Genomic DNA, 12,867 nt, shown 5'->3' with positions numbered 1-12,867 from the left:
TACAGTTGGGAACGATGAAGATCTCGGATGTGGTCGCCTTCATGGGCCACCAGGTACACGTGTGCCGGTACCGCGAGGCGGGGACGCTCCTCGGCTGGATGGGGCGGGACCTGCGCGGCCGGCGCGTCCTCGACGTCGCCGGCGGCGACGGCTACTGGGCGGGACGGGCGCGCAGACGCGGCGCCGACGCGGTCTCGATCGACCTCGCCCGCACCAAGATGGTGTACGGGCGGACGCTCGCCCACGCGCCCGCCCTGATCGAATGCGACGCGCTGCGCCTGCCGTTCGGCGACGGCTCGTTCGACGCGATCCTGTCCGTCTGCGCGATCGAGCACTTCGACGACGGCGGAAAATCCCTGGACGAGATGGCGCGGGTCCTCAAGCCCGGTGGCGACGTCTTCATGTCCGCCGACGTGCTGAGCCGCGCCGACACGTGGCCGAAGCTGCGCGACGCGCACAAGGCCAAGTACCACGTCCAGCACACCTACACCCACGACAGCCTCGGCAAGCTGATGGACGAGCGGGGCCTGGACCTCGTCCGGCACAGTTACCAGTTCCGCACGGCCGCCACGGAACGCCTCTACCTGTCGCTTTCCACCTACGGCGGCAAGGTCGGCTTCAACGCCGCCGCGCCTTTGACGCCCCTCGTCGCCCTCGCCGACCGCAAGGCCCCGAACGAACGCGGCAGCATCGTCCTGATCCATGCGCGCAAAAGGTAGTTCTCCGGGGGTGTGGGGGGCGGCCCCCACATTGACAGGTAGTTCTCCGGGGGTGTGGGGGGCGGCCCCCACATTGACAGGTAGTTCTCCGGGGGGGCAGGGCGGCCCCCGGATGGAAACGCGCTGAACGACGTGCCCCGAGTGGGGTGCGCACGGGCGTAGGCTCGAAGAGTAAAAAGTGATCTACGCCACCGCGAGAGGGGGAGCGACCATGGCGCCTCGGATTCTGCTCGACGCCACCGCCGTGCCGGCCGACCGCGGCGGGCTCGGGCGGTACGTCGACGGGCTGCTGTGCGCCCTGCACGCACAGGGCGCGGACCTGGCGGTCGTCTGCCAGCGCGCGGACGAGGAACGCTACGGGGGCCTTGTCCCCCGAGCGCGGATCGTCGCCGGCCCGGCGGCCCTGTCGCACCGCGCCACCCGCCTGGCGTGGGAGCAGTCGGGCCTCCCGCACGTCGCCGAGCAGGTCGCCGCGGACGTCATCCACCTGCCCACCTACACGATGCCGGTGAGCGCGGCGCTGCCCACGGTGGTGACGATCCACGACGTGACGCAGTTCGCCGAACCGGAGGCGCACGACCCGGTCCGCACCACCTACATCAAGTCGGCGATCCGCACCGCCGCCCGCCGCGCGACCCGGCTGATCGCCCCGTCCCGCGCGACCCGCGACGAACTCGTCCGGCTGCTGGCCGCCGACCCCGCGAACATCGACGTCGCCTACCACGGCGTCGACCACAAGGTGTTCCACAGGCCCTCCGAGGCCGAGATCAAGCACGTCTCCGACCGCCTGGGCCTGCACGGCCGCCCCTACGTCGCCTACCTGGGCGCGCTGGAGCCGCGCAAGAACGTCCCGAACCTGATCCGCGGCTGGGTGCGGTCCTGCGCGGACCGCCCGGACGCCCCGGCGCTCGTCCTCGCGGGCGGCGGAGGCTGGGACGACGAGGTCGACGCCGCCCTCGCCACCGTCCCGCTGGACCTGCGCGTCGTGCGTCCCGGCTACCTGCCCTGGCCGTCCCTCCCCGGGTTCTTCGGCGGCGCCCTGGTCGTCGCCCTCCCCAGCCGCGGCGAGGGCTTCGGCCTCCCCGTCCTGGAGGCCATGGCCTGCGGCGCGCCCGTCCTCACGACCCGCCGCGGGCCCCTTCCCGAGGTGGGCGGCGACGCGGTCGCCTACACCGAACCCGACCCGCCCGGCATCGGCGCGGCCCTCGACGCCCTCATCGACGCCCCGTCCCGCCGCGCCGAACTCGCCGACGCCGCCCACGTCCGCTCGCGGCAGTTCTCCTGGTCGGCGTCCGCGGAGGCGCACCTGGCCTCCTACCGGCGAGCCGTCGACCAGCACGAAGAATCCCGAGGCTCCCGCACCCACTAGGCTCGCTCGCACCACGCCCCGGTGGAGAGAGGAACCGAGTGGAAGCGATCCTGCTGGTGGGAGGCCAGGGCACCCGCCTGCGCCCCCTCACCATCTCCACCCCCAAGCCCCTGCTCCCCACGGCCGGTGTGGCGTTCCTCGCCCACCAGCTGGCCCGGGCGCACGCCGAGGGCGTCACCCGCATCGTGTTCGCCACGTCCTACCGCGCCGAGATGTTCGAGGCGGCGTTCGGCACCCGCGCGCACGGCGTCGACCTGGCCTATGTGAGCGAGGACGAGCCGCTCGGTACCGGCGGCGCCATCCGCAACGCCGCGCGTGCCCTGACCTGCGGCCCCGACGACCCGGTCCTGATCCTCAACGGCGACATCCTGTCCGGGCACGACGTCCGCGCCCAGGTCAAACTGCACGAGCAGGCCGGCGCCGCGGTGACGCTCCACCTGACCGAGGTCGACGACCCGTCCCGCTTCGGCTGCGTCCCCACCGACGACCAGGGCCGCGTCACCGCCTTCCTGGAGAAGACCCCCCATCCGGTGACCAACCAGATCAACGCCGGCTGCTACGTCTTCCGCCGCTCGGCGATCGACGCGATCCCCGAGGACGAGGTCGTGTCCGTCGAGCGGGAGACGTTCCCGGCCCTCATCGAGTCCGGTGCCGTCGTCATGGGCCACGTGGAATCCAGCTACTGGCTGGACGTCGGCACCCCCGAGGCGTTCGTCCAAGGCTCCCGCGACCTGGTCCTCGGGACGCTCGTCTCCCCGGCGATGCCGGGCACGCCGGGCGAGCGGCTCACCCTCACCGGCGCGAGCGTCGCCCCGGGCGCGGTCGTCCGCGGCGGCACGACCGTCGGCCGCAACGCCGTGGTCGAGGCCGGGGCCACCGTGATCGGCAGCGTGCTCTTGGACGACGCGTTCGTCGCCGAGGGCGCGACGGTCCGCGATTCGGTCCTCAGCCGGGGCGCCCGCGTCGGCCCCGGGGCCGTCCTGGACGGTGTCGTCCTCGGTGACGGTGCGGTCGTGGGCCCCGGCAACGAACTCCGCCACGGCCTGCGCGTATGGCCCGGCATCGAACTCCCCCCGACCGCCGTCCGCTTCTCCGCCGACGCCTGACTTCCGTATCAACCCGGCGGCGCTACAGCTTGCGGCGCGCAGCCGCCAGCAGCAGCGCCGCCATGCTCGTTCCGCTCACGATCTCACCGGCCTCGACAAGTCCCTGAATGTCGGCGAGCGGCACCCACTCAATGCGCTCGGCCTCCCAGTCATCCACAGGAACGCCGATATGGGTGGCGCCGCAGGCCAAGAAGATGTGATGCCGCGAGTCGGAGATCCCCGGGGTGGGATGGACGACCGTCAGTGGCTCCATGGACCTGGCCGCCAGCCGGTCTCCTCCTCTACCTCGCGAGCCGCCGCAGCAGCGGGGTTCCAGCATCCGTTGCCCTGTCGCGGCGGCCTCATCGGCGCTGCCGCGCTCCCCTTGGACCTGGGCGAGCGTCGCCAAGCGGTGGGCTTGGCCTCGAAGGTGCGTCGCATTCCCGGTGCGGACGGACTCCTCGACGTAGGCCTGGGCGGCGGTCAGGTCGCCCAGACGGCGTAGGACGTCGGCGTGCTGGGTTTCCAGCAGGCCGGGCTGCACATAGCTGGTCTCTGGCTTCCACAACTTCCTCCGCGAGGTCTACGAGGAGCTGTACGGAGGCGAGGAGATCCACACGCCGGCGTTCGTGTGGGTTCATGGGAGCGGGCACCTGGCCCACACGACCTTGCCTCCGGCCGGGGACGGCCGGTCGCCCCAGCTCTCGGCCAGGAACTCGATGATCTGCAGGCCCCGGCCGCCGATGTCGTTCGCCGTCGCCCGCTTGCGGCGGGGACGGCTGGGAGAGGAGTCCGTGACTTCGATGGTCAGCGCTTCGGGGTCGATTAGCAGTCGCATCGTGACCATGCCATGACCGGCCGCGATCGCGTTGGTGAGCAGTTCGCTCACGATGAGGGTCACGTCGTCGGCCATGGCCGCTAGTCCCCACTTGTTCAGGTGGACCTCGGCCAGGTCACGGCCCAGACCCACCGAGGACGGGACTGGGAACAGGTCCCATCGGAACTCCTCGCGAGCATCGTGTTGCCGCACAGTGATCGACACCTCGCACTCCGGATACGGATTTCACGTTTCGCGCTCATAGTGTGACGCTCCGGAAGTATGTTCGGTAGGTAGCAGAGGACATCGCATACCAGGAGGTCCCCCCGATGGGTGTCGCAGACTCGCTCGACCCGATGGACTCGCACTGGCACTGGATGGCCCATGACCTGCGTAGACTCCGGCAGAAGGAGGGCATCTCGCAGGCCCGGCTGGGGCGCGTCATCGGTGCCGCGAAGCAGACCGTATGCAACTACGAGGCGAACGAGCGGAGGCTCACCGAGGAGCAGGCAAAGGCCCTCGACCGTCGCTGGGACACCGGCGGCCACTTCCAACGCCTGCTGATGTACGCCCGCCGCGCCTACGACCTCAACGGACGCCGCCAGCACCTGAAGTACGAGGCCGTGGCGTCCGAACTGCGGATCTTCGAACTCGCCATCGTCCCCGGCATCTTCCAGACGGAGGAGTACACGCGCGCCCTCTTCACCGCCGCCCGATCGAGGCAGATCGAGAAGCAGGTGGCGCAGAGGCTCGCTCGGCAGGAGATCCTCTTCCGCGCGGACCCGCCGGACGTCTGGGTCATGCTCGACCAGGCCGTCCTCGATCGTCCCATCGGCGGGCGCCGCGTCATGGCCGCGCAGTTGGCCAGGATCCTCACGCTCACCGAGATGCCCAACATGGTCGTGCGCGTGATCCCTCGGTCGACGGGTGCATATTTCGGGCTCATGGGGGCCTTCAAGGTCCTCACTCTCGAACAGGGCGATGTCGCGTATGTCGATGCACTGGGCAGTGGCAGACTGGTGCTCGATACCGCCGAGGTGCGGACTTTCGGAAAGGGCTTCGAGCAGATCGGCGCGCAGGCTCTGCCCGAGATCCCCTCGCGACGACTGATCGAGCGCACGATGGAGTCCTTGAGATGAACCCCCGAGCCAGTTGGCGGAAGTCAAGTCACAGCGGCATGGCCGACAACTCCGATTGTGTGGAGGTCGCTCGGTTGTCGGGGGCCGTGGGTGTCAGGGACTCCAAGAGCCCCGCGACGGGAAATCTGGCGCTTCCCTTTGAAACTTTCGCCGATCTGGTCGTCCGCATCAAGCGGGATGAGTTGGCTCTTTGAGCTTGCCTGACCCGTCGTTCGGTGTGGCCGGGGAGACGACCGCTGGTCATCGTCCCGGCCGGGTTCGGGAGTGGCGGCCGGGGTGGCCGCTGGATCTTGTGGGGACGCTTTCGCCGCATCGGCGGGGGGCTCATGATCCGGCGTTTCGGGTGGAGCGGGACGGGTCCGTCTGGCGCGCTTCGTACACGCCTGAGGGGCCTGGAACGTTGCGGCTTCGGCTGGTCGGGGACGTTGTTGAGGCCACTGCCTGGGGGGACGGGGCCGAGTGGTTGCTCCAAGGGGTGCCTGAGCTGCTGGGGGCCTGCGATGTGCCCGAGGGGTTCGTTGCTCGGCATGACGTCGTCCGGGAGCAGGTGCGCAGGCGGCCCGGGTTGCGGATCGGCCGGACGGGGCGGGTCTTCGAGGCGCTCGTGCCCGCGGTGATGGAGCAGAAGGTCCTCGCGCAGGAGGCCTGGCGGGGCTGGGGGTATCTGCTGCGCAGGTTCGGTACTCCCGCGCCGGGGGCGCCGCATATGCGGGTTCCGCCGCCGCCGGGGGTGTGGGTCCGGATTCCCTCGTGGGAGTGGCACCGGTCGGGGCTGGAGGCCGTCCGGGCGCGGACGATCATCGGGGCGGCGCGGGTCGCGGCGCGGCTGGAGGAGGAGCCCGGCGAGGCGCGGCTGCGGTCCCTGCCGGGGATCGGGGTCTGGACGGCCGCCGAGGTGCGGCAGCGGGCGGTGGGCGACCCCGACGCCGTCTCCGCCGGGGACTACAACCTGCCCGGCCTGGTCGGCTGGGCGCTGGCCGGACGCAAGGTCGACGACGCGGGGATGCTCGAACTGCTGGAACCCTACGCCGGCCACCGGTACCGGGTCACCCGGCTGCTGGAATCGTCCGGGAGGCGCCCGCCGAGACGCGGCCCCCGGCTGCCCGTCCGGGACTACCGGTCTTTCTGAACATGGCGTTCACCCGCGGCGTGCCGCCCTTGCGGAGGATCGGACAAGGGCGGCATGCCGCAGATCAACGAGAGACGGGCGTGAGGTTCAGGGCGCCGAAGTGGCCTATGCCGTCTGTCCTGCGGGATGCTTCCACGCGCTCTGCGGGCACTTCGCCGTAGAGGGTGGTGCGCTGCTTGGCGGGACGGCCCGCGCGCGCCGCAATCTCCTCCAGTTCGCTGATGGCCTTGAAGGAACCGTTCTCCGACCCGGCCATGCGGCTGATGGTCTCCTCCATGAGCGTGCCGCCGAGGTCGTTCACGCCTCCCCGCAGGACGCGCGTGCACAGTTCGTCCCCCAGCTTCACCCAGGACGTCTGGATGTTGGGGATCGCGCCGTGCAACAGGATGCGCGCCAAGGCATGGACGGCGATGTTCTCCCGGACGGTCGGTCCCGGCCGCGCCAGCCCGGCGAGGTAGATGGGCGAGTTGTGGTGCACGAAGGGCAGGAGAACGAATTCGCTGAACCCGCCCGTCCGTTCCTGGATGGAGCGGAGCAGTTTGATGTGCGCCACCCAGTGCGACGGTGTGTCCACGTGCCCGTACATCATCGTGGACGTCGTCGGGAGTCCGATCTCATGCGCGGTGGTGACGACCTCGACCCACTGGTCGGTGGGCAGCTTGCCCTTGGTCAGCACCCACCGGACGTCGTCGTCCAGGATCTCGGCGGCCGTCCCCGGCAGTGAGTCGACCCCGGCCTCCTTCGCCCCCTCCAGCCATTCGCGGATCGACATGTCCGCGCGGGACGCGCCGTTCACGACCTCCATCGGGCTGTAGGAGTGCAGGTGGATGCCGGGTGCGCGGTTCTTCACCTCGCGGGCGAGGTCGAAGTAGGCGGTGCCGGGCATGTCGGGGTGGATGCCGCCCTGCATGCAGATCTCGGTGGCGCCGGCCTCCCACGCCTCGTCCACCCGGTCCCCGACCTGCCGGAGGGACAGCGTGTAGGCGTCGGCGTCCGTGCGGCGCTGTGCGAACGCGCAGAACCGGCAGCCGGTGTAGCAGACGTTCGTGAAGTTGATGTTCCGGGTGACGACATAGGTGACGTCGTCGCCGACCACGTCGCGGCGCAGGTCGTCGGCGAGCTTGGCGAGGGCGTCGAGTTCCGGTCCGTCGGCGTGCAGAAGGGCCAGTGCTTCATCGTCCGACAGGCCCGCAGGGTCCTGTTCCGCGCGCGCGAGAGCGGCCTTGACGTCGGCGTCGAAGCGCTGGGGGGCGGCCATGCGGTCGCGTAGCGCGTCCCAGTCGCCGTACACCTCGTCGAAGTCGTCGCGCCGGTCGCTGGTGCGGCCGGTCGTGTCGATCTCGGTGTGCAGGTCGGTCCGTCCGGACGCCTCGAAGCCGCCGTCGGGTTCCTGCCAGGGACGTCCTTCCAGGACGGCGTCCTCGCGGGCGAGGCCCGTCGCGGGGTCGGCCAGCGCCGCCACGTGGCCGATGAGCCGCGGGTCGAGCCACGGCTCGCCGCGCCGCACGTACTCGGGGTAGATCGTCAGCCGCTCACGCAGCTCGAACCCCGCCGCGGCCGTCTGCCCGGACAGCTCGTCGATCTGCGGCCACGGCCGCTCGGGGTTCACATGGTCCGGCGTCAGCGGCGAGACGCCGCCCCAGTCGTCGATGCCGGCGCGCAGCATCAGCGCGTACTGGTCGGCGACCAGGTTCGGCGGCGCCTGGACGCGGGCCTTCGGGCCGAGGATCAGCCGCGTCACCGCGATCGTCGCGGCCAGCTCGTCCAGTTCCGCGTCGGGGGTGTCGCGCATCTTGGTGTCGGGCTTCGCGCGGAAGTTCTGGACGATGACCTCCTGGATCGCCCCGTACTCCCGCATCGTCCGCCGGATCTCGAAGATCGCGTCCGCGCGTTCCTCGACGGTCTCCCCGATGCCGATGAGGATGCCGGTCGTGAACGGCACGTTCGTCCGCCCGGCGTCCTCAAGGACCCGCAGCCGGACGGCCGGGTCCTTGTCCGGCGACCCGAAGTGCGGGCCGCCGCGCTCGCTGAACAGCCGCGTCGCGGTCGTCTCCAGCATCATGCCCATGGACGGCGCGACCGGCTTGAGCCGCTGGAAGTCGCGCCAGGTCAGCACGCCGGGGTTCAGGTGCGGCAGCAGCCCGGTCTCCTCCAGCACCCGGATCGCCATCGCGCGGACGTAGGAGAGCGTGTCGTCGTAGCCGTGCGCGTCCAGCCACTCGCGGGCCTGCTTCCACCGGTCCTCGGGACGGTCCCCGAGCGTGAACAGGGCCTCCTTGCAGCCCATCTCCGCGCCCTGCCGCGCGATCTCCAGGACCTCGTCGGGGCTCAGATAGGGGGAGTCCAGCTTGTGGGGGACGGTGGCGAACGTGCAGTACCCGCAGCGATCGCGGCACAGACGGGTCAGCGGGATGAAGACCTTGCGGCTGTAGGTGATGACACCCGGCCGGCCCGCGGCGTCCAGTCCGGCGTCGCGGGTGCGGGCGGCGTAGGTGAGCAGGTCGTCGAGCTGCGCCCCGCGGGCGTGCAGCAGTGTGGTGGCCTCGGATCGGTCAAGTGTCTTGCCGTCACGCGCGCGGGCCAGTGCCCGGCGAAGCGCGGAGCTCGTGGCGTCCATGCGGGCACTCTATGCCAATCGTCATAATTTGCACCGCGTCGGGGCCCCGATTTGTCCGGCATGTGTGGTAGCCCCGGATGGGCGCGATCTATTCCCGCGTCACCGGCCGGGTCACCGGACCTCGATGAACGCCTCCGGGCTGCGCGGCGGGCGCTCGCGCGGCGGCGCGGCCGGATGCCCGACGCCGACGGCGCCCATCGGATCCCAGTCGTCCGGCAGGGCGAGCGTCTCGCGGACGACGTCCCGGCAGAACATCGTGCTCGACACCCAGCACGAACCGAGCCCCTCCACGGCCAGCGCGACCAGCAGGTTCTCCACGCCCGCGCCGGTCGCGACGACGAACATCTCCCGCTCGGCCCGGGCCCGGCGCTCGTCCGGATAGTCGTGCGAACCGTCCATGACCAGGCACGGGACGACCAGGTACGGTGCCCGCCGCAGCACCTCCCCGCGCCGCAGCCGCTTGGTGACCGACTCGTCGGAGAAGCCGTCGCGGCGCAGGTCGGCCTCCCAGGCGTCGCGCATCGCGTCCAGCAGCCGCGTCCGCGCCCGCGCCGACTCCAGCAGGACGAACCGCCACGGCGTCGTGTGGTGCGGCGCCGGCGCGGTGATCGCGGCGGCGACCGCGCGGCGCACCGCCGCCGGGTCGACGGGGTCGGCGGTGAACTCGCGGATCGTCCGCCGCGCGTACAGCACCTCCGACGACCCGTAACGGAACATGTCCTCGTCGGGCGGGCGGATCAGCGCCCGCGCACCCGGCCCGTCCTCCCGCGTGACCAGCCCGGACAGGCCGCGCACGACGGCGACGGGGACCCCGTCGAGCTTGCCCTTGACCAGTTCCGACGCGGCCGCGATCTCGTCGGCGACGGCGGTGATCGTGGCGTCGAGCCGGTTCCCGTACGCGTCGTCGCGCCCCCGCAGATCGCTGAGCGGCTCCAGGCCCGCGACGCCGATCGCCGCGTCCGTCAGACCGTTGCGCCAGGGCCGCCCGAGCGTGTCGGAGACGATGACGGCGACGTCCGCACCGGTCCGCTCGCGCAAACCCGCGCGGATGCGGCGGGCCGAGGCGTCCGGGTCCTCAGGCAGCAGCAGCACCGTGCCCGGCTTCGTGTTGGACGCGTCCACCCCGGCCGCCGCCAGGACGAGCCCCTGCCGCGTCTCCACGATTCGGGTCTCGCCGCGCGCGTGCGTCCGCCGCGCGATCACCCGCACGGTCTCGGCGTCGATCGCCTTCTCCCGGTCGCCGGCGACCAGGATCCGCCCCTCCGCCTTGCTGACGATCTTGGACGTGACGACCAGGACGTCGCCGTCCCGCACCGCGTCCGCCGGGATCAGCGCCGCGATGTCGTCGCCCTCCGCGACCTCCGGCAGCCCCGCGACCCCGAACACCTCGAACCTCACCCGGCCTCCTCCGCCCGCTTCAGCTCCAGCGCGAGGTCCACGGCCGCCCGGGCGATGGCGGCCGTGGCCTGCTCATCGCTCATCAGCAGCGGCCGCGGCCGGACCTCGATGCCCTCCACCCGGACGTCCGCGTCCGCGTCGTCGACGAGCCAGCCGTCCAGCAGCCCGAGCCCGTACAGCTCGGCCACCGCCCGCGCGGAGGTCTCGGTGCCGATCGCGGTCAGGCACGCGTCCGCCATGCCGCGCACGGGCGCGCCGCCGATGATCGGGGAGACGCCGACGACCGTCTTGGCCGCGATCGCGTCCCGGATGCCGGGCACCGCCAGGATCGTCCCGATGCTCACCACCGGGTTGGACGGCGGGAACAGCACCATGTCGGCCGCCTCGACGGCCGCGAGGACGCCCGGCGCCGGCGTGGAATCCTCGGCGCCGATCGCCGCGATCGACAGCGCCGGGACCGACGCCCGCAGCCGCACCCACCACTCCTGGAAGTGGATCGCGCGCCGGCCCTGCTCGTCCTCGACGACCACGTGCGTCTCGACCTGGTCGTCGGTCATCGGGATCAGCCGGACCCCCGGCTTCCACCGGTCGCACAGCGCCTCGGTCACCGCCGACAGCTTGTATCCGGCCCCCAGCATCTGCGTCCGGACGATGTGGGTCGCGAAGTCGCGATCGCCCAGCCCGAACCAGCCCGGCCCGACACCGTAGGCGGCGAGCTCCTCCTTGACCGTGAACGTCTCGTCGGTCCGCCCCCACCCCTGGTCCTCGTTGATGCCGCCGCCGAGGGTGTACATCACGGTGTCCAGGTCGGGGCACACGCGCAGCCCGAACAGGGAAATGTCGTCCCCGGTATTGCCGATGACGGTGATCTCCGCCTCGGGAGCCGCCGACCGGAGCCCGCGTAGAAAGCGGGCCCCGCCGATGCCGCCCGCCAGCACCACGATCTTCATGGACGGAAGCCTACGGGGGTCGCCCGGCCCTCGGCAGGCCGAACCCCCGGCCCCCGGAGAACGGGCGGCGGAAGGGCGCGCCCCCACTGGGTGAACGGCGCCGAACTATGCAAAGCTTTGTCGTGTAATCGCACTGCCTCGGACTGGAGATGTCACCGTGAACAAGGAAGCCGTCCAGCGCCTGCGCGAACCGGCCGCCTGGGTACTGCTCGCCTCGGCGGGCGTGCAACTGCTCGCGGGCATCATCACGCTCTTGGGCGGCGATGGCACCTTCACCTTCCGCGCCCTGCTCGAGACCCGTGACGGGATGTTCCTGCAGATCGGGATCGTCGGGCTTCTCGTCCTCGCGGTCCTGCTGGTGACCTGGGGCGAGCGTCCCACGCCGCAGGCCCGGACGATCGTCATGGGGGCGCTCGGGGTCCTCGGCGGCATCGCCCTGTTCGGTGTCGTCAGCTGGCTCAGCGGGATGCTCGCCGCCTCCGAGTCCGCGGGCGCGCTCACGAAGCTCTCGGCGTTCCTGATCGGCGCCGGGAAGCTCGCCGTGGTCGGTGTCGGCGGCTGGTACGTCTACACCGTCTTCCAGGGCATGCAGCCGCCGCGTCCGCAGGCCCAGCCGCAGATGCAGCAGGGCTACCCCGACTTCGGGTACCAGCAGGGGCAGCAGGGCCAGCCCGGCGCGCAGGGGCAGCAGTACGGCCAGCAGGACTACGGCCAGCAGGGGCAGCAGCAGTACGGGCAGCAGCAGTACCAGCAGTACCAGGAGTACGGCCAGCAGGGCGCCGAGGGCCGGCAGGCCGCGCAGCAGGGCTACGAGCAGCACTACGGCCAGCAGGGTCAGCAGCAGCAGGGCGAGTACGGCCAGCAGCAGTACGGGCAGCAGCCCCAGCAGCAGTACGGCCAGCAGGACTACCAGCAGTACGGCGGTCAGGGCGGCGGTTACCAGTCCGGCGGGCAGGGCTACGAGCAGCAGCAGGGCGCGCAGCCCCCCTCCGAGCAGGAGGAGATGGGCGAGTGGACCCGGGCCTACGGCGGCTCCGGCCAGGACCAGGGCCCGCAGGGGACCCAGCCCGCGCCCGGCGGCGAGCAGCGTCCCGACGACGGCGGCGACTGGTACCGCGACAACCGTCCCCCGCCTCCGCAGTAAGGCACCTGCTCCGACGGTGACCGGCGGATTAACTGATCTTCAGCCAAGGGTCAGCCCGTGCATCCCGGCATAACCCGCTAAGTCGCCCTGGATGGCTATCCGGCTTGACGGGGCGGGCGCTACACGCGTGTAATTTCGTCCGTGTAGTTTCAATGCCTTCCCGGGGGAAGAAACCGGAGGGACGGCATTGACCAGGGGGTTCCACGGGCAGGGAGGTGCGCTGTGAGCGAGGTGGTCATCCCGCTGGCGCACGGCACAGACGGTGAAGAGTTGGGCTGGCAGGAGCGCGCACTGTGCGCGCAGACGGATCCGGAGGCGTTTTTTCCGGAGAAGGGCGGCTCCACTCGCGAGGCCAAGAAGGTGTGCCGGGCATGCGAGGTGCGTACGGAGTGCCTGGAGTACGCGTTGCAGCACGATGAACGTTTCGGCATCTGGGGAGGGCTCTCCGAGCGGGAACGCCGCAAGCTGAAGCGCCAGGCCGTCTAGCGGCGGCCGCGGGT

At 71.2% G+C, this 12,867-nt stretch carries 13 protein-coding genes; 8 read left to right on the top strand and 5 right to left on the bottom strand.

The genetic code is table 11. The features are described 5' to 3' along the window. Window positions 1-14: 14 nt before the first annotated feature. The 3 genes from ACGFIS_RS23605 to ACGFIS_RS23595 all read left to right on the top strand — a co-directional run bounded on the left by ACGFIS_RS23605 (window position 15) and on the right by ACGFIS_RS23595 (window position 3,194). Window positions 15-719: a class I SAM-dependent methyltransferase gene (locus tag ACGFIS_RS23605; RefSeq protein WP_392911907.1), complete on the top strand. Its 705-nt coding sequence runs from the start codon at window positions 15-17 to the stop codon at window positions 717-719. A 211-nt stretch (window positions 720-930) separates the two neighbouring features. Beyond that, window positions 931-2,088 carry a glycosyltransferase family 4 protein gene (locus ACGFIS_RS23600; protein ID WP_392911909.1) on the top strand — a complete coding sequence of 386 codons (1,158 nt, stop codon included), beginning with the start codon at window positions 931-933 and terminating at the stop codon, window positions 2,086-2,088. Window positions 2,089-2,126: 38 nt separating this feature from the next. Further along, the gene (locus ACGFIS_RS23595; protein ID WP_392911911.1) at window positions 2,127-3,194 is read left to right on the top strand and encodes a sugar phosphate nucleotidyltransferase; all 1,068 of its coding nucleotides are present in this window, start codon (window positions 2,127-2,129) and stop codon (window positions 3,192-3,194) included. A 22-nt stretch (window positions 3,195-3,216) separates the two neighbouring features. On the opposite strand, the gene ACGFIS_RS23590 is transcribed toward ACGFIS_RS23595, so the two are convergent. Both ACGFIS_RS23590 and ACGFIS_RS23585 read right to left on the bottom strand, forming a co-directional pair. Continuing rightward, a complete protein-coding gene (locus ACGFIS_RS23590; RefSeq protein ID WP_392911913.1) occupies window positions 3,217-3,717 on the bottom strand; it encodes a hypothetical protein in 501 nt (166 codons plus the stop codon). A 93-nt stretch (window positions 3,718-3,810) separates the two neighbouring features. Further along, a complete protein-coding gene (locus ACGFIS_RS23585) occupies window positions 3,811-4,215 on the bottom strand; it encodes an ATP-binding protein (protein ID WP_392911915.1) in 405 nt (134 codons plus the stop codon). A gap of 104 nt (window positions 4,216-4,319) precedes the next feature. Between ACGFIS_RS23585 and ACGFIS_RS23580 the strand changes: the two genes are divergently transcribed. The 3 genes from ACGFIS_RS23580 to ACGFIS_RS23570 all read left to right on the top strand — a co-directional run bounded on the left by ACGFIS_RS23580 (window position 4,320) and on the right by ACGFIS_RS23570 (window position 6,258). Further along, window positions 4,320-5,129, top strand: a complete 810-nt coding sequence (locus ACGFIS_RS23580) for a Scr1 family TA system antitoxin-like transcriptional regulator (RefSeq protein WP_392972478.1) — start codon at window positions 4,320-4,322, stop codon at window positions 5,127-5,129. After that, on the top strand, window positions 5,126-5,323 hold the full coding sequence (locus tag ACGFIS_RS23575; RefSeq protein WP_392972476.1) for a DUF397 domain-containing protein: 198 nt from the start codon (window positions 5,126-5,128) through the stop codon (window positions 5,321-5,323). Before ACGFIS_RS23580 ends, ACGFIS_RS23575 begins: the two co-directional genes overlap by 4 nt. A 281-nt stretch (window positions 5,324-5,604) precedes the next feature. Beyond that, window positions 5,605-6,258, top strand: a complete 654-nt coding sequence (locus tag ACGFIS_RS23570; protein ID WP_392972474.1) for a DNA-3-methyladenine glycosylase family protein — start codon at window positions 5,605-5,607, stop codon at window positions 6,256-6,258. A gap of 64 nt (window positions 6,259-6,322) precedes the next feature. Here ACGFIS_RS23570 and ACGFIS_RS23565 read toward each other — a convergent pair whose 3' ends face one another. The 3 genes from ACGFIS_RS23565 to cofD form a co-directional block, all read right to left on the bottom strand. Continuing rightward, window positions 6,323-8,875, bottom strand: coding sequence for a bifunctional FO biosynthesis protein CofGH (locus ACGFIS_RS23565; RefSeq protein ID WP_392972472.1), 2,553 nt, complete (start codon window positions 8,873-8,875; stop codon window positions 6,323-6,325). Window positions 8,876-8,986: 111 nt separating this feature from the next. Then, window positions 8,987-10,273, bottom strand: a complete 1,287-nt coding sequence (locus ACGFIS_RS23560) for a coenzyme F420-0:L-glutamate ligase (RefSeq protein ID WP_392911928.1) — start codon at window positions 10,271-10,273, stop codon at window positions 8,987-8,989. Then, a complete protein-coding gene (gene cofD / locus ACGFIS_RS23555) occupies window positions 10,270-11,223 on the bottom strand; it encodes a 2-phospho-L-lactate transferase (RefSeq protein ID WP_392972470.1) in 954 nt (317 codons plus the stop codon). Before cofD ends, ACGFIS_RS23560 begins: the two co-directional genes overlap by 4 nt. Window positions 11,224-11,380: 157 nt before the next feature. Here cofD and ACGFIS_RS23550 point away from each other — a divergent pair, with 157 nt between their 5' ends. Next, window positions 11,381-12,367 carry a hypothetical protein gene (locus ACGFIS_RS23550; protein WP_392972468.1) on the top strand — a complete coding sequence of 329 codons (987 nt, stop codon included), beginning with the start codon at window positions 11,381-11,383 and terminating at the stop codon, window positions 12,365-12,367. 222 nt (window positions 12,368-12,589) lie between these two features. Continuing rightward, on the top strand, window positions 12,590-12,853 hold the full coding sequence (locus ACGFIS_RS23545) for a WhiB family transcriptional regulator (RefSeq protein WP_021594342.1): 264 nt from the start codon (window positions 12,590-12,592) through the stop codon (window positions 12,851-12,853). Window positions 12,854-12,867: the final 14 nt, after the last annotated feature.

The sequence above is a fragment of the Spirillospora sp. NPDC048824 genome, assembly GCF_043198455.1.
Taxonomy (GTDB): Bacteria; Actinomycetota; Actinomycetes; order Streptosporangiales; family Streptosporangiaceae; genus Spirillospora.
Note: the sequence above shows the minus strand (reverse complement) of the source record. Positions and strands in the feature narration are given on the sequence as shown.